We start from the raw sequence: 17441 nt of genomic DNA, 5'->3' as shown, positions 1-17441 counted from the left end.
CGGGTAGGAGCGAGCTTGCTCGCGAACCTGGCCTGGCCGAGTCGATTGGGGGATATCGCGAGCAAGCTCGCTCCTACAGCTATTTGAGGACGTAGCCGGCCAGGCGCCAGGTCCCGTCCTCGTCCTGCCGGAACGAGATCAGCTCGTGCCCGGTGCGGTTGCCCGAGAACTGGGTGTCGAACTCGACGTTGGCGTAGGTGCCGGCCGGGAGCTGCTCGGTGCCGGCGGTCGAATGGCGGCTCACCAGGGTCCAGCGTCGCGCTGTCGTCGCTCCCAGGGGCTTGCGCTGGGCGGCGAGGGAGTCGCTGAACTTCTTGCGGTCGACGCTGCGCTTGGCCACGGTCGAAGCGCCGTCCCAGACCTCGCCGGCGCGGCCGGCGTCGATCAGTTGCGCTGCCTGGATCGCGGCGGTGGCCAGGCTGTTGGGGTCGATGTCACGCGCGGCTGCCGCGCGTGGGGCAGCCTGCTGCGCCAGCGCCGGGATCAACACGGCTGTGAGGACCAGGCAGGCCAGGGCGTGGACTTTCCTCAGGGCGGTCATCGGGGGGACTCCGGACGGGACGGGCGGAGTATGCCCAAGCGCCGATGAGGCGCCGTGAAGCTCGCGCAAGAGTGTCACGGATGCTCGCCGCGGCCCTGCAGCTTGGCCACGTGGATGACGGCGCGGACCTTGTCGCGGTCGGTGTGGCGGGAGATGGCGACGGCGCCCAGGGCGATGGCGCGCTCGCGCAGCTCGGCCGGGACGTCGTAATGGGCCCCGGAGGTCTTGTCCTGGAACGCTCGCCTGGGGATGTCGAGTTGGGCGGCCATGGCGTGCAGCTCGTCCAGGGTGTCGGCCATCAGGTGCGCCCAGCGCCGGCCGCGCCAAAGATGAACAGCGTCGTCCACGTAGACGGTCATGGCAGGCAATCCGGGGTCATCTGGGGCCTCTGGGGGGCGGGCTCGGGGGCTATCTGAACAAAATTGCATCCATGCCATTGCTTTGCGGGGCAATAGCGTCTAACGTTTGCCGCGCTGAGTTAGCCAAGGGTCACCGTGAATGTGGCCCGATGTAGATCAAGATTCACTCCATCGTTGCACCTCGTTTTCTCCTTGCAACCAGCCTCACGCCGCGAAAGCGGCAATTCACCATGTTCCAAGGAGTAAACAAAATGTCGAACCGTGAAACCGGTACCGTCAAGTGGTTCAACGATGCCAAGGGCTTCGGCTTCATCAGCCGCGAGAACGGCGAGGACGTGTTCGTCCACTTCCGTTCGATCCAGGGCTCGGGCTTCAAGTCCCTGCAGGAAGGCCAGAAGGTCACCTTCACCGTCGTCCAGGGCCAGAAGGGCCTGCAGGCCGACGCCGTGCAGGCGGTCTGAGTCTGACATCGTCGCGGCGCTAACGCGCTGACGAAGGAAAAACCCGGCTTCGGCCGGGTTTTTTTTTGCGCTCGTGTCGGGCTTCGGCCCGGCGGACGACGCTTCGGCGTGTCGTTGCATGGTCTTCGGCGGCCCTCACCCCAACCCCTCTCCCGCAAGCGGGAGAGGGGCTCCCACAGTTACTGAAAGACCGTCATCCCCGCGAAGGCGGGGACCCAGTGTCGTTGCTCCATGCCCGTCATTCCCGCGAAGGCGGGAACCCAGTGACTCTGCCCCGGGTCACCCAGGATCCTTGCAGGTCGCCGCAGCGTCGACATGCGCCGCATCGGCGCCCCACGGACAGACTATGCGGTCCAGCGCCAGGCCCGAGCGGGAATTGCTGAGGAAGACGATTCCGTCGCGTTGCTCCGGCCGCATCAGGAACCGGGCCCGGAATCCGGCCTGGTTGCGACCATCGTGACCCACCGCGGTGCTGCCATCGCCCAGCCGCTCGATGAAATGACCCAGCCCGTAAACGGCGTCGTCCGGCGCGCGCTGCGTGGTGAGAACCGCCGGTTCGCGCAGCTGCGCCAGTTCTTCGCCAGATAGCGGGCCATTCGATTCGCCATCGTCGTCAACCATCCCGGCGATCATCCATTTCGCGAAGTCGTTGACGGTGGTGGTCAGCGTCGATGGCGCCTGCTCGACGTAGTAGCGCACCGGCACCGGATTGCCGTCGTCGCCATGGCCCTGCGCCGCATGGGCCATGATCGCCGGTGTCATCGCCACGCTGGTGTGGCTCATGTGCAGTGGCTGGAACACCAGTTCATCGGCAAGTGCGGAGTACCTGCGCTTGGTGGTGCGTTCGATCGCCAGCTGCATCAACGTGTAACCGCCGCCGGAGTACTGGAAGCGGTCGCCTGCCGGCGCGAACAGCTCCACCGCTCCGCGCCCGTTGGTCTTGCCGGCCAGGGATGCTTCCAGCGTCGGCAACTCCTTGAAGTCGAGCCAGCCCTGGTAACCGCCGAGCGTGGTTCCGGCGGTGTGCGAGAGCAGGTGGCGGAAGGTGATGGCGTGGTAGTCGAACGCGCTGGCGGCAAGCGGCCACGACGACAGCGTGTCGGCGACTGGCTCGTCGAGTGCGATCACATCCTCATCGACCAGGCGCATCGCCACCCAGGCCGCCACCGGCTTCGACAACGAGGCCGCGGAAAAGACGGTATCGGGCGTGACCGCCACGTTGCCGTCGTGGTCGGCATAACCGAATCCCTTCGCGTATACCAGTTCGCCATCGACGAGCAGTCCGACGGCGACACCTTTGACGTTGGCGGACTTCATGATCGCCGGCACTTCGCGCTCGATGACCGCGGCGAATGGCGGAAGCGGTGGCGCGCCTTTGGCCGCGAAGGCCTGCGCACCGGTCGTAGCCGAGCCAACCATTGCCAGCAGCGTGGCGCCGGCTCTCGTGATGCGGGTCCTGCGCGGTTCGTTGGACATGCTTCCTGCCTCCGTGGGATGGCCGCGCGGTTTCATGCGGCGCCAGCTGGGATGCAGGGGTTGGACGATGGGTTTACCGCTGTGGCGCGTTTCACGCCACAACGGTCCATGGCCCTGGCGGCCTACCAACCAAAGCCCAGGCCAACGCCCGCGGAGCTTTCCGAGTCGCTGAAAGCTCCGCCTAGCGAAAGTGTCGCGCGGGAGTTGAGCGCGCGTTGGTAGCCGAGCGCCAGCGCCTGCTCGTTGCCCTGGACGCCGGCACCGACGGCGACCCGGTTGCGGGTATGGACGCCGGCCGCGGATGAAGCCATCTGAACCATCGCGGCGGTCATCGCGCCGGCACGGTCGACGCGGCGGTCAAGCCGGTTGAAGCCTTGGTTCGTGTCCGCGCGCAGGTCGTCGATGGCGGCCATCGGGACGGCAAGCGCCTGGTTGACGCGGGCATCGGTGTAGCCGTTGGCGGAGGCCAGCGTGCGCGAGTCGCCGGCGTCGGCATGCGCGTAGGCCGCTTCGCGCGTGGCGATGTCGCCCGAGTCGGCGTGGGCCGTAGCAGTGGAGAGGGTGGCGGCGTCGCCGGCGTCGGCACGCGCTTGTGCCAGGCCCAGTGTCGCCGATCCCACGCCTTCGATGCGGCTGTCGGTGTATCTGTTGGCGGCGCCCAGCGTCGCCGCGTCACCTGCATCTGCGTGCGCGTTGGCGGCGCTGAGCGTTGCGGCATCACCGGCGTCGGCATGGGCGTTGGCCGTGGCCAAGGTTGCCGTGTTGGTTGCCTGCAACTGGCCCAGGTTCACCGCATCCGCTGTCTGCGTGCCAGCGGCCACGTTGACGATCTGACGCTCGTTGCCGGCGGCGCCCACCGAAACGGAACTGGCGCGGTCGCCAATCGAACCGCCACCCAGTGCCACGGCATTGGCCGCAGTCGCGTGCGCGTTGTCGCCGATGGCGATCGACCGGTTTGCGGATGCGGCCGAGTTCTGTCCGAACGCGATGGCGCCGGTACCACCGGCGATTGCGCCGAAACCGAAGGCGGTTGCGCCGGTGGCGTGGGCGCTGCTGAAGGTGCCAATGGCTACAGCGTTGGCTTCGTCCGCCACGGCGCCGGCGCCAAAAGCCGTGGAAAAGTCCGCGCTGGCTTCGGCCGCATTGCCTCCCGCGCTGGCGAACGCGCCCGAGGCGATGGCGCCGCTGCCCATCGCACTTGCCCCCTGTCCTGTAGCCTGGCTGCCTGAGCCCACGGCCACGGACTGCTCGCCATTGGCGACGCTGCCCGCGCCCAGCGCCGTGGCGCTGATGCCGGCCGCGCTGGCATTGGCCCCTACCGCGACGGCGTCATCGCCGCCGGCGCTTGCGCCGGTGCCGCACGCCGTGGCGGCGCTTCCCGATGCCGAGGCCCCGCCGGTGCCGGTGGCACCGAGTCCGTCGTCGAGCACGCAGCTGTCGCCAGCCCATGCCGAGGCCGAAACGGCCAAACCCATCGACAGCGCTGCCGACAGCAAGGATTTGTTCGAGATCTTCATCTGTTTCCCCTGATTGGTTCTAATGCGACGGACCCATGCGGGTCCGTCGTCTTCAATGGCAATGGATTACGGCGTGACCGTGAGTTGGATGCCGACGGCGACCTTCGGCTGTGCCGGGTCGTTGCTGGCCACGCAGACGTGACCGGCATGGCTGCCGGCTGCGAGCGCCGAAGTGTTGAGCTGCACCTGTACGTCCTGGCTCTTTCCGGGTGTGAGCGTGCCAAGTGCCACTGTCGGTGCGCCGATCCACGCCGCGCCGCATTGCTGGGCGGCGGTCATCGACCAGGCCAGGCCAGCGACGCCGGTACCTGCTTCCCAGGTGCCAGTGCCATCGTTGCCCGGGCTGATGGAGCCGGACACGTTGTCGCCGGTATTGGAGCCATACCAGACCCAGCGATTGGCGAAGGAGGTACGCGCGTACACCACCAGCCAGTAGCGTCCGGGCGCGAGCGAGACATCCTGGCCTGCAGCGGCAAGATCGAGGGTGACGTTGCCGTCATCGATCGCGACGCCAGGTGCAGTGGGTGTGGCGGTGTAGCTCCATAGCGCCAGCTGCGGCGAGGTTTGCGGATTGCCCTCCGGTCTGCCGCCGGCATCGCGGTAGACCTGCCAGGTGAGGTGACTTGCCGTCGTTGCCAACTGACCACTGACGGCGAACCCTTCACTGGACAGGCGCGTGATCCGAGTGTTGTTGGCGCTGACCGTGAAGTTGTCGGATGCGAACTGGCCAGGACGTCCCGCCGTCACAGGGTCGGTGTAGAACGTGGAACGAAAACCGCTGGTCACTTCGCCTGCTGCGGCGTCGTGGATCGTCGACGAACCGCTGCCGGTGTTGTCCAGCTGGAACTGCAGGCGCGCGCCGCCGATGCTGCTTATGCGCAGCTTCGCCATGGTGTTGCTGCCGGCGGGAACACTCAGCGAGACCCGTGCCGGAGCAAGTGCGATGCGTGGCGGCGGAGCCGACACGGCCACGGGCAACCGCAGGGTCGGCTGGTTGGCCGTACCGACCGACTGCGGCGTGAGCACCACGGTGCCGAAGTTCCACGAGCCGTTGGCCGGCAGCGACGTGGCGTTGATGGTGATCTTCACCGCCTTCGACTCGCCCGGGCGGATCGTGAACAACGCTGGCGATGCGGTTCCGGCAATGCCCTGCAGCTTCACCGTCCAGGCTTGGCGAACCGATTGCGTGCTGCGGAACACGCGGGTGAACACGCAACGCTCCACGCACGCGGCCTTGGCCAGGCTGGGCAGGTTCAGCGCGGAGACGTCACCGCGTTGAGCCGGGTTGGCATTGAGGAAATTGGCGGTGGTCTCGTTGAGCACCAGGCCCGCACGCAGTGCCTGGTCGACCTGGATGCGCCCGCCGCCCCGGTCGAACGGCGTACCCGGCGTGACCGAATCCTCCTTGTAGACCTCCTGGGAGGCCGTCATGAGCAGCGCCGACTTGATCTCGGGCACCTTCCATGTCGGCCGTGCCTGACGCAGCAGACCGGCTGCGCCGGCGTGGTGGGGCGATGCCATCGAGGTGCCGTTGATCACGGCCACGACGTCTTCGAATCCGGTGATCGTCGTGCCCGAGTAGGCCGCCAGGACGCTCACGCCCGGCGCGGTCACGTCAGGCTTGACCAGGTCGAACGTGCCGGCCGGCCCACGCGAGCTGAAATCGCCCAGGACATCGTGCAGGTTCGGGATCGGCACGGGCGGGTAGCCGATACCCGCGGTGGCGGCATTGGCATTGCCGCGTGCGAAGTCGCGCACGGCATCCGCGTCACCCTGACTCATTGCGAACGCGGGAATCGTCACGCCAGGAACCGACGGCGTGAGTTTGCCGACGCGATCGTTGGCGATGATCACCGCCACCGCCCCTGCCGCGGCGGCGTTGGTGCCCTTGATCGTGAACGGACACCCGCCGCGGCGAACCACCGCGATGGCGCCACGTAAGGCGTCGGCCGGGAAGGCCGCGCAGCCGTCGTCGCTGCCGTCGATGCGGTCGCTGATGCGCAACGGCGTCGAGTTCGGCAGCGCCTGCACGAACTCGGTGCCGCCGGTGCCTTCGGTCAGTGGCACGATGCGCAGTGCTTCGACGACTTTCCCGGGTCCCGTGACCTGCAACAGGAAACCATAGTCGCCACGCCCGTGTTGCGCGGCGGCGGTCGAACCCGTCCACGGCTCCAGGTGACCCAGCGAGTTGGCGGCCGGGCCGCTGTTGCCGGCCGAGGTTGCCACGTAGATGCCCGCGTCGGTGGCGCTGAGGAAGGCCAGCGACACGGCCTCGCTCCACGGCTGCGAACCGCCGCCGATGGAGAAGTTGATGACGTCCACGCCATCGCCGATGGCCTGGTCGACCGCGGCCACCGACGACACGTTCGGGCACAGGCCGCGACCGGTGGCGATATTGGTGTAGCACACGTCGTAGGCGACGATGTTGGCCCGAGGCGCGACGCCGGAGATCTTCACCTCGCGGCCGCGGAACTGCACCGTGCGGACGTTGCCGGCCGCGGTTGATGCGGTATGGCTGCCGTGACCGCTGGTGTCGCCGAATCCGGGCTCCTCGCGGTAGCCGGGATTGGCGCAGGCGTCTCCGGGCGTCTGGCAGACGAAGTCGTAGCCGCCGATCAGCTTGCTGTTGCAGCGCCCCTTGTCCACGCCGTCGGCGGTGCAGCTACCAAGGTAGTTGCCGTTGCCGCGCGGATTGACGTGGGTGTAGCCGGTTTCGTCAGTGGCGGCGAACGATGGGCTGCCGAAGTTGATGCCCGAGTCGATGATGCCGAACACGATGCCTTCGCCCTTCACCGGGCTGGACGGCGCGTTCCACAGTTGCGACGCGCCGATCAGGGTCGGGCCTACGTCCGTGTCCTGCTCGTACTCGCGGTATTCCTCGACCAGCCGCACTTCGGGCAGCGCGCGGACGGTTGCCGCTTCGGCGTCGGTCATCCGCGCCACCACGCCGTTGAGTGCGTGCGTCATGCGCCTCTCCACGTCCAGGCGATGCCCGATGCTGGCGAAGATGCGCGATTCGTTCTGGCTCTGCTGGCTTTCCAGGTGGCGCACGTACGCCTTGGCAGCGCTGCCGCCAACGTCCATGCGAGCGCCCGTCTGCGCGGCGCCGGTCGGTGTGCGACGTTGCAGGCGCGATGGCGCCGGCAAGCCCTGCAACTCGCCCTTGTAGCTGGCCAGGGGCGCATCGCGATACACCACGATGAACCTGCGTGGCGCGTGTTCGATGCCGCTATTGGATGTACTGGCGGATGTGGCGCCCAGTGCGGTCGCCACGAAGGCAGCCAGACCGCACACGGCTGCACCTATCGACCATGGAATCAGTCGTTTCGACATGCAGGAGTTCCCATTTCAGTGAACGACAACGTCAGCGTCGCCGTGGATGCACGACGCACGGATGGAGAGTTGTGTGGAGTTCCCTGTCGCGGCTGTCCCTCAGCCGTCGGCATCGCCTGTCTTCCCCAAGAGTGGGCGCGCAACAACGATTCCAGAGACGGCTCCAGCGCCCCAGTGCCATCCAGATGCGAAAGGCGACGATCGCTTTTGCTGCGCGAGCCCGGGAATTTCTCAGACACGGGCGTGCGGCTTCCGCCCAGGCAGAAACGGCGCTATTGCCGACGAAATGGCCGCGCGCGTACACGCGCCACGGAATCGTGAGTTGTCCGAAGGTGGCGGACCCGATCCTCTACGGTGGCTAGCGAGAGGGCAGGTGGCGTGGGACCTTGTCCCGGAGTATGCGGATCAGGTCTGGATCCATGAACTCGTAGTTGTCCGGGATCTCCAGGCAGATCACCCGCTTGTTGGCCAGGTGGCGCTTGAAGGTGGCCGCAAGCTTGCTGCGATGCGCGCGCTCCATCACGAAGATGATGTCCGCCCACTCCAGCAGTTCCGGCGTCAGCGGATTCTCCGCGCCGTGGTTCAGCCCGGCCGAAGACGTCTCGATGCCAGGCCAGTCGGCAAAGACCTGTTCGGCCGTCGGGCTGCGCAGCCGGTTCTGGCTGCAGATGAAAAGCACCTTGCGGCTCACGCGCGTGCTCAGGACCTGGCCACCCGCACCATCTTCGCCATCAGATGGTCGATCGCCGAACCGACCGCAGGGCAGCGGCCCATGTGCACCGGCGAGGTCTGGATGATCGAGCTGCGCTTGGCGGTGAGCCAGTGGAAGCGCGCGCGCTGCGGCAGCTGGCCGATGGGGCCGCTGCCGGGGCCGCCGGCGCAGATCACCTCGATCGCGGCCAGGTGGCGACGCACGGTTTCCAGGTCCACCTGCGGATCGATTGCGAGCAGGCGTGCTTCGTCCAGTTCGATGCGCGCTTCCAGGAACTTCGCGCCGGCGCACGACAGGATGATGCCGACGTTGACGAACTCCTCGCGCTCCACGCGCGGGACCACGCGGATCACCGCGTAGTCGTAGGTGTCGTGGCGTTGCGGGTCAGGCGCGTGCATTGACGGCCTCCTCGACGAAGCGCTGGCGCTGCGCCAGGCGTTGCATGAAGTGTTCGACGTAGGCAGCTCGGTGCTCGGCCGGGTCGGCCGGGGTGTCGGCACCCACCAGCCAGGCATCGGGCACCATCGCCATGATCGCGGCGAAGTCCTCGCGCGCCAGCTTCGGGGCCAGCCGCGCGTCGGCGCCGGCGATGTCGTCGGCGCGGGCCAGCAGCACGTGCTCGCGGATCATCGGGAACGCGCTGCCGGCATGGCTCGGCGAGCCGTCCCAGCCGTGATGGAAGTACAGCGCCGCGCCGTGGTCGATCAGCCACGGCTTGCGGTGCCAGATCAGCAGGTTGGGATTGCGGAAGCTTCGGTCGACATTGCTGACGAAGGCATCGAACCAGACCACCTCAGAGGCCAGGGCGCCATCGACCTGCTCGGCGACGGGATCGAAGTTGATCGAGCCGGGCAGATAATCGAGGGCGAGATTGAGTCCGGCGCTGTCGCGGATCAGCTGCTGGATCTCGGGATCGGGCTCGGTGCGGGCCAGCTCCGGATCGAGATCGACGAACACCAGCTCCGGAATCGGCAGCCCCAGCGCGCGCGCGATCTCGCCGGCGACGAGCTCGGCGACCAGCGCCTTGGGCCCTTGCCCGGCACCGCGGAACTTCAATACATACAGGCCGTCGTCGTCACCCTCGATGACGGCAGGCAGCGACCCGCCTTCGCGCAGCGGCGTGACGTAGCGGGCGGCAGTGATGGAACGCAGGGACATGGGCACGGCCAATGAAAAGCCGCGACAGGTTACCTGCAACCCAAGGTCTTGGCGTCGGATGCCTTACCAGGTGTCTTCGAGCATGCGCGGGCGGCAGGCGAGCCAGCCCCCGGTCAGCAGCACCGCCAGGCAGACCAGCAGGAAGGCGAATGGCCACGCCCAGCCGTGCGTCATCTCGTGCAGCAGGCCGAACAGCAACGGACCCAGGCAGCTGAGGCTGTAACCCACGCCCTGCATGAAACCCGACAGCTTGGCCGAGCCGACCTGCGAACGCGTGCGCAGGTTGATCAGCGTCAGCGACAGCGGGAACGTGCTCGGTCCCAGGCCCAGCAGCGCGACCCACAGCAGCGGCGCCGCCATCGGCGCCAGCAGCAGGCCGGCGAATGCGGCGACGTAGGCGACGGCGCACGCGATCACGATCGGATAGGGATTGCTCACCCGCACCGCCACCGCCGGCAACACCAAAGCGCTGATCAGTCCGAGCGTCGAGAACAGCGCGACCATGCTGCCGCCCAGTGCCGGGCTACCGCCGGCCTCGACCAGCAGCTTCGGCAACCAGGTGAACATCGAATAGGTGATCAGCGAGGTCATGCCGAACATCAGCGCCAGCCCCCATGCCACCGGCGAGCGCGACACCCGGCCCGGTGCGGCAGGCTCGGCCAACTCGGGCGCTTCGTCGCCGACCTTCACCGCGCAGTCGTGCGCATGCGCCAGAGCCTGTGCCTGGCGCGAATGGCCATAGCGCTCCATCCACAGCACCGCGATCCACGGCAACGACGCTGCTGCCGCGACCAGCGACCAGCCGCCCAGCGAGGCGCGCCAGCCCACGCTTTGCGCCAGCGGCACGGCCAGCAGCGCCGGCAGGATCGTGCCCAACTGCAGTACCGTGATGTAGAAGGTGCTGACCGTGCCGACGCGGTCGGCGAAATAGCGCTTCACCAGCGGCGGCAGCACCACGTTGCCCATGCCCATGCCCGACAGCGCCACGGCCGAGGTCAGCAGCAGCATCCAGGTATCGCCGACGAAGGCGCGCGCGAGCAGGCCCAGCGTCGCCAGCACCATCGCCAGCAGCGCGGTGCGCTCCAGGCCGAGGCGGTGGGCGATGCCGGGCGTTGCCACGCCGAACACCGCGAATGCCGCGGTCGGCACCATGCCGAGCACGCCGGTCATGGTAGATCCAAAGCCAAGCGTCTGCCCGAGGGTGTCGAGCAGTGGCGTCAGCGAGGTCACCGCCGTGCGCAGGTTGAACGCCGACAGCACGATGCCGGCGAGCACCAGCGTGCGGTCGCGCCACAGCGGGCGCGCGATCGGCAATACGGCGGAGTAAGCAGTCACGTGGAGCACCTGTTCGTGCCTGCGACGACAGGCGGGGGAGGAATGCGAGGTCCCCCGGAACTAAGGGACAGTGGCGAAGGGACAGCGGCGAAGGGACAGCCGTGGCAATGAAAGTGTGCGCGCCGCCTGCGGGCGAAACCAGCCGCGATCGGGCAACGCTGGGTTCCATGGTAATCGCGACCCGCATCGACACGGGCGCTGCGAAGCATGTCGACACATCCGGCAACGTTGCACGCGCACTGAGCTCCTCCCCCGGCTGGCAGGGGGAGGTTGGGAGGGGGTGCGAAGCCGAAGGCGAGTGGAGCCGAGGCAAGGCCCAAGCGCCAGCCCAGCGCCCGGGCCGTTGGTCATGCTGGCCGTAACCGCCCGCCCTGCCTAAGATCGGCGGACTCCATCTGGTTGAGCGTCCATGAAGTTTCCTGCCGTTTCCCTGCTGGCGCTGTCGGTCACCCTGACGTTGGCGCTGGCAGTCCAGCCCGCGTCGGCGGCCAAGCCGACCGCCCCGACCTTCGATCCCAAGCGTCTGTCCAACGACGTCAAGGTGCTGTCCTCCGACGCGTTTGAAGGCCGCGGCCCCGCCACCGAAGGCGAGGTCAAGACCGTCGATTACGTGATCGCGCAGATGAAGGCAGCCGGCCTCGAGCCCGGTGGCGACTTCAAGGACGGCCAGCGCGAATGGACCCAGGCCGTGCCGCTGGCACGCGCGGAGATCACAGGTACGCCTCAGCTGTCGGTGAACGTCGCCGGCAAGGCGCAGGCGCTGACCCAGGGCGAGCAGATCGCCGTGCGCGCCGCGCAGAACGGCGCCACCGCCATCGATATCGCCAATGCACCGCTGGTGTTCGTCGGCTACGGCGTCAAGGCGCCGGAGCGCAACTGGGACGACTTCAAGGGCGTCGACCTCAAGGGCAAGATCGCCGTGGTCCTGATCAACGATCCGGACTTCGAAAGCGGCCAGGGGGATTTCGGCGGCAAGGCCATGACCTACTACGGCCGCTGGACCTACAAGTACGAGGAGGCCGCGCGCCAGGGCGCCCTCGGCCTGCTGATCGTCCACGAGACCGCGCCGGCCTCCTACGGCTGGGCAACGGTGAAGAACTCCAACACCAACACCATGTTCGACGTCGTCCGCGACGACCCGGCCTCGGTCCATCCGACCATGGAAGGCTGGATCCAGCGCGACTTCGCCGCCGCGTTGTTCAAGGGCGCCGGCCAGGACTTCGACGCGCTCAAGGCACAGGCCGCCACGCGAGATTTCAAGCCGGTCGAGCTCAAGGGCGCGACGCTGTCGGCCAGGTACGACGTCAACCGCGAAGTCATCACCTCGCACAACATCGTTGGTCGCATCGACGGCGCCAAGCGTCCGGACGAGACGGTGATCTACAGCGGCCACTGGGACCACCTCGGCGTCGGCCAGCCCGATGCCAAGGGCGACCGCATCTACAACGGCGCGGTCGACAACGCCACCGGTATAGCGGCAATGCTCGAACTCGCGCGCGGCTTCGCCAAGGCACCGGCGCCGGACCGCTCGATCGTGTTCCTGGCCGTGACCGCCGAAGAGAAGGGCCTGCTGGGTTCGGAGTACTACGCCTCCAAGCCGCTGTACCCGCTCGGCAAGACCGTGGCCGTGATCAACATGGACGCGCTCGACCCGCACGGCCCGGCGCGCAACTTCACCACTTCCGGCAGCGCCAAACAGGAGCTGCTGGACGAACTGGTGACCACGGCCCAGCAGTGGAACCTGGCCTACGTGACCGATCCGAAGCCGGAAGCCGGCCACTTCTTCCGCTCCGATCATTTCCCGTTCGCCAAGCGCGGCGTGCCGGCGATCTCGTTCGGTTCCGGCAACGACCTGGTCGACGGTGGCCTGGAAGCTGGCAAGAAGATCGAAGACGCCTACGTCGCCGACCGCTACCACCAGCCGGCCGACCAGTGGGAAGCGAGCTGGACCTTCACCGGCATGGCCCGCGACCTGCAACTGCTGTACACGGTCGGCCACGACCTCGCCGACTCGGACCGCTGGCCGAACTGGGATTCCGCATCGGAGTTCCGCGCGGCGCGTGACGCGACCGCAAACGACCGCAAGTAAGCAAGCGCAAGTAAGCAAGCGCCTTGTCCCCTCTCCCGCTTGCGGGAGAGGGCCAGGGTGAGGGCAGCCCGTAGGAGCGAGCTTGCTCGCGATCACCCCGTCCGCAGCCGCTCGCGAGCAAGCTCGCTCCTACGGCACCTGGCGACGTTGCGATCAACCCAGCTTGCGCGCCGCCGCATACGACAGCAGGTTGCCCAGGCCGGTCATGCCCAGCAGCACGGCGACCACGCCGGGGGTGATCTCGCGCCAGCCGAAGGCTTCGATCAGGGCAAAGCCCAGGCCCAGGGCGACGAACAGGATGCCCCAGCGCAGCGAGGCGTGGCGGCGCTGCTGCGCTTCGGCCTGCACCAGCGAGCGGATCAGCTCTTCCGAGCCGTTGCCGGCGATCAGCTTGGCGCGGGTGCGGGCGTCGACCACGACCTTGATGGCGTAGGTGATGCAGATGAACAGGGTGATCGGGATCAGCAGCTCGAAGTTCATGGCGGCTCTCTTGGCTCGGTGGTCCGGGAAATGCTCCGGGTTCAGGCCATCAGATACGGCCAGGCCAGGACCGGTTGCACCGGCCCGCGCGTAGTCGATTGCAACCATCCCGGCCCTGCGCGTATCCACATAGCCATGACGGATGGATCGCTGTGACACCGGACGACCGCAAGCTGGTCGAGGACGTGCTGGGCAACGTGCCCGGCGCGTTCGAACGGCTCGTGCGCGAGTACCAGGGTCTGTGCTGGCACATCATCCAGCGCATGGTCCGCCAGCCCGAGGACACCCGCGAGCTGTGTCAGGAGGCGTTCCTGCGCGTGCACCAGTGCCTGCACCAGTACCGCGGCGAGAGCGCGCTGAAGTCGTGGATCGGCCAGGTCGCCTATTCGGTGGCCAAGCGCCACCTGGAGAAGCGCCGCATCGCCATCGCCGACAGCGGCGACGATGAGGACGGCCTGTCGCTGCTGGACCAGGTCAGCGACGGCTTCGACCTGGAGGGCGCCTGCGCCGACGCCGAGATCGCCGCCGGCCTGCACGAGGAAATCGAGGCGCTGCCGCCCTTGCAGCGGACCTTGCTGACGCTGTATCACCTGGATGAAGTACCCATCGTCGAGATCGCCCGCATCACCGGTCTCGCCGAAGGCACGATCAAGAGCCATCTGTTCCGGAGCCGGGCGCGCCTGCGTGAGCGCCTGCAGGCCCGGATGGGAGCCATCGCATGAACACACCCGACGACCGCACCTCCCCCGGCAAGCAGCCAGCCGACGCCCAGCGCCTGGAGCGCGAGTGGCAGGCACAGGAGCGCGCCATGGAGCAGGAGCGCCGCGGCGTGCCGCTCGATCCGGCCGACCCACGCGTCGGCGAGTACCGCCTGATCGCCCGCGCGCTGCGTGCCCCGGCGATGGAGCCGGTGCCCTTCGACCTGGCCGAGCAGATATTGCGTCGTGTCGAGGCCGCGCAGACGCTGGGCGAGCGCGTCGAGGGCTGGCTGCTGCGGATCCTCATCGCGGTCCTGGCGGTGGTGGCCGTCGGTGCCGTTGCGATCTACGGGGCAGGCTGGGTATCGGCCTTCGTCGCCCTGTGGCCGCAGCCGTCGCCGCAGGCGACCGGCTGGGCGGGCCTGCTGCTGGGCTGCCTGGGGCTGTCGCTCGCTTGGCAGAAATGGGGTGGGCGTCTGCTGCACCACGACCATGGACACCCTGCCTGACGGCCGTTGCCGACAGACGGTGGCCGACGTACGGTGACCGTTGAACCCGGCGGTTGGCGTTGGCTCTCCCAGCCCGGCCTTCACCCGGGAATGCGAGGCTCGCCATGAACCGTTTCCTCGTCACGGCCGCGCTCGCGGTCGCTGTCTGCACCGCGCTTGCGGCCTGCCAGAAGCAGCCCCCGGAGGAGGCGGCCAATGCGCCGGCCGCCCCGGCAGCCTCCGCTCCCGCTGGAGACGCCGCGGCACCCGCCGCTGCGGCGGCGGCCGTGCCCAAGCCTTCGGCGACCGAGCTCGAACAGCTCGCCGAGCGCCTCGTCACGCAATCGGCCGCGGTCAAGGAAGGCGAAGTCGTGCTCATCAGCGGCCGCTCGCAGGATGCCGAACTGATCGAGAACATCGCCGTGCAGGTGCGCAAGTTGGGTGCCTTCCCGCTGGTGACCTATGGCAGCGACCGCATGTCGCGGCGGTTGTTCTTCGACGTGTCGGACAAGTTCGACGCGCAGACCGACAAGCTCGGCCTGGAGTTGGCCGACATCGCCGATGTCGCCATCGGCCTCAACAACGGCACCAGCGAGAACCTGTTCGAAGGCGCCGATCCCAAGCGGATGGCGGCCCGCGGCAAGGCCGACGAGGCGGTCAGCCAGGCCTTCCTCAACGAAGGCGTGCGGATAGTGGAAGTGGGCAACAACCTCTATCCGACACCATGGCGCGCCGAACGCTACGGCATGACCGAAGCGCAATTGGCTGACGCGTTCTGGAAGGGGCTCAACATCGACTATGCGCAGCTGCAGACCCGCGGCGAGCAGATCAAGGCGGCGATAGCGGCCGGCAACGAAATCCACATCACCAATCCCAATGGCACCGACCTGACGATGCAGGTGAAAAATCGCCGAGTCCTGGTCAGCGACGGCATCATTTCGCCTGACGACCAGAAGGCGGGCGGCCCGTCGTTGGCGGCGTTCCTGCCGGCGGGCGAGGTGTACACCACGCCGGTGCCGGGCACGGCGGCGGGCAAGGTCGTGCACACCCGCACCTACTTCCGCGGCAAGCCCATCGACAACCTGACCCTGACCGTCGAGGGCGGCAAGATCACCTCGATGACCGGCGACGGCCCGGGCTATGCCGGTTTCAAGGCCGAGTACGACGCGGTCGAAGATCCGCGCAAGGACCAGTTCGCCTTCGTCGACTTCGGCATCAACCCGAACGTCACGCTGCCCGCCAACAGCACGATCGGCACGTGGGTGCCGGCCGGTGCGGTCACGGTGGGCACGGGCAGCAACACCTGGGCCGGCGGCGACAACTCGGTGCCGTACGGCGTCATCGCCTTCCTGCCCGGCAGCACGGTCACGCTGGATGGCAAGCCCATCGTCGAGAAGGGCGTGCTGAAGCTCTGATGATTCTGCCCCTCTCCCTGCTTGCGGGGGGAGGTTGGGAGGGGGCGAGGCCGAAGGCCGAGTTGCGAGCAGCAACGTCACCCCTCCCCAACCCTCCCCTGCATTCGCAGGGGAGGGAGCCTTTACCCCTTCACGCACACCACCTGCCGCAACGTGTGCACCACCTCCACCAGCGCTCCCTGCGCCGCCATCACCGCCTCGATGTCCTTGTAGGCGGCCGGCGACTCGTCGATCACGCCCGCGTCCTTGCGGCACTCCACGTGCGCGGTCGCCTCGCGGTGCTGCTTGAGGGTGATCTGCGCACGCGCCGCGGTACGGCTCATGACGCGACCGGCGCCGTGGCTGCAGCTGTGGAAGCTGTCGGCATTGCCCTTGCCGCGGACAATGAAGCTGCGCGCGCCCATGCTGCCGGGAATGATCCCCAGCTCGCCCTCGCGCGCGCTGACCGCACCCTTGCGGGTCACCAATAGCGACTCGCCGTGGTGCTGCTCGCGCTGCACGTAGTTGTGGTGGCAGTTGACCGCCTGCGCATCGAGCTGGAACTTCGGCAGGCGATGGCGCATCTCGTGCAGCACCCGCGCCATCATCGCCTCGCGGTTGGCGCGGGCGTAGTCCTGCGCCCACGACACCGCCTCGACGTAGTCGTCGAACAGCGGCTCGCCCTCGAGGAAGAACGCCAGGTCGCGGTCTGGCAAGTGGAAGCCCAGCACGCGCTTCTCCAGCTGGCGGCGTGCCAGCTCGATGAAGTACGTGCCGACCAGGTTGCCGGTGCCGCGCGAGCCGGAGTGCAGCATCACCCACACCCGATCGGACTCGTCCAGGCAGATCTCGATGAAGTGGTTGCCGCCGCCGAGCGTGCCGGTCTGGCGCTCGACCTTGTCGGGACGGATCTTCGGATGACGCTCGCGGATCCGCGCCAGCCGCGCCATCAGCTGCGACTGCACCAGCTTGCTCTCGATGCTGTCGGGCAGGCGGCGGTGCTCGCCACCGGGACCGTTGCCGACCGGGACGCCGCGTTCGATCGAGCTGCGCAGCTGGGCAAGATCGTCGGGCAGGTCGTCGGCGCGCAGCGTGGTCCGCACCGCGGCCATGCCGCAGCCGATGTCGACGCCGACCGCGGCCGGGATGATGGCGCCGCGCGTGGGCACGACCGAGCCGACGGTGGCGCCGATGCCCAGGTGGACGTCGGGCATCACCGCGACCCACGGCCCGACGAAGGGCAGGGTGGCGATGTTGCGCAGTTGCTGGCGCGCCTGGTCCTCGACCGGCACGCCTCGCACCCAGCCCTTGATCGGCGTGGCCGATCCGGGCGCGTGCAGCAGTTCGTAATCGTGTTGCGTGTTCATGGTTCCTTCCTGTGTATCCAGACTTTCCGGGAT

The 17441-nt window shown here is 67.9% G+C and carries 16 protein-coding genes; 5 read left to right on the top strand and 11 right to left on the bottom strand.

Features of this window, described 5'->3' with window-relative positions:
• Positions 1 to 79: 79 nt before the first annotated feature.
• Both AC3A3X_RS03640 and AC3A3X_RS03635 read right to left on the bottom strand, forming a co-directional pair.
• Positions 80 to 541 carry a DUF4019 domain-containing protein gene (locus AC3A3X_RS03640; protein WP_487581690.1) on the bottom strand — a complete coding sequence of 154 codons (462 nt, stop codon included), beginning with the start codon at positions 539 to 541 and terminating at the stop codon, positions 80 to 82.
• A gap of 74 nt (positions 542 to 615) precedes the next feature.
• Positions 616 to 900 carry a DUF4031 domain-containing protein gene (locus tag AC3A3X_RS03635; protein WP_487581689.1) on the bottom strand — a complete coding sequence of 95 codons (285 nt, stop codon included), beginning with the start codon at positions 898 to 900 and terminating at the stop codon, positions 616 to 618.
• A 251-nt stretch (positions 901 to 1151) separates the two neighbouring features.
• Between AC3A3X_RS03635 and AC3A3X_RS03630 the strand changes: the two genes are divergently transcribed.
• Positions 1152 to 1361 (top strand): cold-shock protein, encoded by a 210-nt coding sequence (locus AC3A3X_RS03630; protein WP_158732419.1) that lies wholly within the window; start codon positions 1152 to 1154, stop codon positions 1359 to 1361.
• Between the two features lie 279 nt (positions 1362 to 1640).
• On the opposite strand, the gene AC3A3X_RS03625 is transcribed toward AC3A3X_RS03630, so the two are convergent.
• From AC3A3X_RS03625 to AC3A3X_RS03595, 7 genes are all read right to left on the bottom strand, one after another.
• Positions 1641 to 2837, bottom strand: coding sequence for a serine hydrolase domain-containing protein (locus tag AC3A3X_RS03625; protein WP_487581688.1), 1197 nt, complete (start codon positions 2835 to 2837; stop codon positions 1641 to 1643).
• 122 nt (positions 2838 to 2959) lie between these two features.
• A complete protein-coding gene (locus AC3A3X_RS03620) occupies positions 2960 to 4354 on the bottom strand; it encodes a YadA-like family protein (protein WP_487581687.1) in 1395 nt (464 codons plus the stop codon).
• Between the two features lie 66 nt (positions 4355 to 4420).
• Positions 4421 to 7687, bottom strand: a complete 3267-nt coding sequence (locus tag AC3A3X_RS03615) for a S8 family serine peptidase (RefSeq protein ID WP_487581686.1) — start codon at positions 7685 to 7687, stop codon at positions 4421 to 4423.
• A gap of 358 nt (positions 7688 to 8045) precedes the next feature.
• Positions 8046 to 8378: a low molecular weight protein tyrosine phosphatase family protein gene (locus AC3A3X_RS03610; RefSeq protein ID WP_487581685.1), complete on the bottom strand. Its 333-nt coding sequence runs from the start codon at positions 8376 to 8378 to the stop codon at positions 8046 to 8048.
• 8 nt (positions 8379 to 8386) lie between these two features.
• Positions 8387 to 8797: a DUF3037 domain-containing protein gene (locus AC3A3X_RS03605; protein ID WP_487581684.1), complete on the bottom strand. Its 411-nt coding sequence runs from the start codon at positions 8795 to 8797 to the stop codon at positions 8387 to 8389.
• The gene (locus tag AC3A3X_RS03600) at positions 8784 to 9551 is read right to left on the bottom strand and encodes a HipA family kinase (RefSeq protein ID WP_487581815.1); all 768 of its coding nucleotides are present in this window, start codon (positions 9549 to 9551) and stop codon (positions 8784 to 8786) included. The genes AC3A3X_RS03605 and AC3A3X_RS03600 overlap by 14 nt, the downstream gene beginning before the upstream one ends.
• Positions 9552 to 9620: 69 nt before the next feature.
• Positions 9621 to 10892, bottom strand: coding sequence for a CynX/NimT family MFS transporter (locus AC3A3X_RS03595; RefSeq protein ID WP_487581683.1), 1272 nt, complete (start codon positions 10890 to 10892; stop codon positions 9621 to 9623).
• 409 nt (positions 10893 to 11301) lie between these two features.
• Between AC3A3X_RS03595 and AC3A3X_RS03590 the strand changes: the two genes are divergently transcribed.
• Entirely contained in the window at positions 11302 to 12981 is a 1680-nt protein-coding gene (locus AC3A3X_RS03590) for a M28 family metallopeptidase (protein ID WP_487581682.1), read from the top strand.
• Positions 12982 to 13134: 153 nt separating this feature from the next.
• Here the strand turns inward: AC3A3X_RS03590 and AC3A3X_RS03585 are convergent, their stop codons facing one another.
• Complete coding sequence (locus AC3A3X_RS03585) at positions 13135 to 13461, bottom strand: DUF6249 domain-containing protein (protein WP_487581681.1); 327 nt, start codon at positions 13459 to 13461, stop codon at positions 13135 to 13137.
• A gap of 152 nt (positions 13462 to 13613) precedes the next feature.
• On the opposite strand from AC3A3X_RS03585, the gene AC3A3X_RS03580 reads away from it, so the two are divergent.
• From AC3A3X_RS03580 to AC3A3X_RS03570, 3 genes are all read left to right on the top strand, one after another.
• Positions 13614 to 14183 carry an RNA polymerase sigma factor gene (locus AC3A3X_RS03580; protein WP_245156839.1) on the top strand — a complete coding sequence of 190 codons (570 nt, stop codon included), beginning with the start codon at positions 13614 to 13616 and terminating at the stop codon, positions 14181 to 14183.
• Positions 14180 to 14668, top strand: a complete 489-nt coding sequence (locus AC3A3X_RS03575) for an LptE family protein (RefSeq protein ID WP_487581680.1) — start codon at positions 14180 to 14182, stop codon at positions 14666 to 14668. The genes AC3A3X_RS03580 and AC3A3X_RS03575 overlap by 4 nt, the downstream gene beginning before the upstream one ends.
• A gap of 104 nt (positions 14669 to 14772) precedes the next feature.
• Positions 14773 to 16062, top strand: coding sequence for an aminopeptidase (locus tag AC3A3X_RS03570; RefSeq protein WP_487581679.1), 1290 nt, complete (start codon positions 14773 to 14775; stop codon positions 16060 to 16062).
• 122 nt (positions 16063 to 16184) lie between these two features.
• On the opposite strand, the gene AC3A3X_RS03565 is transcribed toward AC3A3X_RS03570, so the two are convergent.
• Positions 16185 to 17408 carry an RtcB family protein gene (locus tag AC3A3X_RS03565; protein WP_487581678.1) on the bottom strand — a complete coding sequence of 408 codons (1224 nt, stop codon included), beginning with the start codon at positions 17406 to 17408 and terminating at the stop codon, positions 16185 to 16187.
• Positions 17409 to 17441: the final 33 nt, after the last annotated feature.

The organism is Lysobacter sp. Soil_N_23, assembly GCF_057656135.1.
This window is presented reverse-complemented; position numbering and strand designations above follow the sequence as displayed.

Coding starts and splice junctions, on each gene's coding strand:
- AC3A3X_RS03590 (WP_487581682.1), top strand. CDS start 11,302: ATGAAGTTTCCTGCCGTTTCCCTGCTGGCGCTGTCGGTCACCCTGACG.
- AC3A3X_RS03605 (WP_487581684.1), bottom strand. CDS start 8,797: ATGCACGCGCCTGACCCGCAACGCCACGACACCTACGACTACGCGGTG.
- AC3A3X_RS03630 (WP_158732419.1), top strand. CDS start 1,152: ATGTCGAACCGTGAAACCGGTACCGTCAAGTGGTTCAACGATGCCAAG.
- AC3A3X_RS03625 (WP_487581688.1), bottom strand. CDS start 2,837: ATGTCCAACGAACCGCGCAGGACCCGCATCACGAGAGCCGGCGCCACG.
- AC3A3X_RS03575 (WP_487581680.1), top strand. CDS start 14,180: ATGAACACACCCGACGACCGCACCTCCCCCGGCAAGCAGCCAGCCGAC.
- AC3A3X_RS03640 (WP_487581690.1), bottom strand. CDS start 541: ATGACCGCCCTGAGGAAAGTCCACGCCCTGGCCTGCCTGGTCCTCACA.
- AC3A3X_RS03565 (WP_487581678.1), bottom strand. CDS start 17,408: ATGAACACGCAACACGATTACGAACTGCTGCACGCGCCCGGATCGGCC.
- AC3A3X_RS03615 (WP_487581686.1), bottom strand. CDS start 7,687: ATGTCGAAACGACTGATTCCATGGTCGATAGGTGCAGCCGTGTGCGGT.
- AC3A3X_RS03620 (WP_487581687.1), bottom strand. CDS start 4,354: ATGAAGATCTCGAACAAATCCTTGCTGTCGGCAGCGCTGTCGATGGGT.
- AC3A3X_RS03635 (WP_487581689.1), bottom strand. CDS start 900: ATGACCGTCTACGTGGACGACGCTGTTCATCTTTGGCGCGGCCGGCGC.
- AC3A3X_RS03570 (WP_487581679.1), top strand. CDS start 14,773: ATGAACCGTTTCCTCGTCACGGCCGCGCTCGCGGTCGCTGTCTGCACC.
- AC3A3X_RS03585 (WP_487581681.1), bottom strand. CDS start 13,461: ATGAACTTCGAGCTGCTGATCCCGATCACCCTGTTCATCTGCATCACC.